This is a genomic window from Streptococcus sp. HMSC062B01, from assembly GCF_001811085.1.
GTDB lineage: Bacteria > Bacillota > Bacilli > Lactobacillales > Streptococcaceae > Streptococcus > Streptococcus gordonii.
The window spans coordinates 1-269 of the sequence record NZ_KZ672789.1 but is presented as its reverse complement, the minus strand read 5'-3'; the positions used below and the strand labels follow the sequence as shown (position 1 = coordinate 269).

At 41.6% G+C, this 269-nt stretch carries 1 protein-coding gene; it reads right to left on the bottom strand.

All coding sequences use genetic code 11. From position 1 onward, the window contains the following. Positions 1 to 269: G5 domain-containing protein (locus HMPREF2780_RS07215; RefSeq protein WP_199774053.1), on the bottom strand; the 269-nt coding region annotated here is incomplete at both ends.

The following is a 269-nucleotide window of genomic DNA, read 5'->3' as shown; positions in this document are numbered from 1 at the left end:
ACTTCATCAACTGCTGGAGTTGTGATTTCGTTTGATTTCACTACACGACCTGTTTCTTTGCCGTCAGTGTAGGTTACTGTCTCAACGATTGTACGAACACCTTTTTTACCTGGAGTTGTTACATTGCGGACACCTTCTGGAAGGGCTGGATTTGGAACTTCTTTGACTTGGAAATCTACTTCTTCTGTCTTAGTTTCTTCCTTAGTGGTAACAACTGGAGCTTTCTTAGTTCCTACTTCAACAACTTCATCAACTGCTGGAGTTGTGAT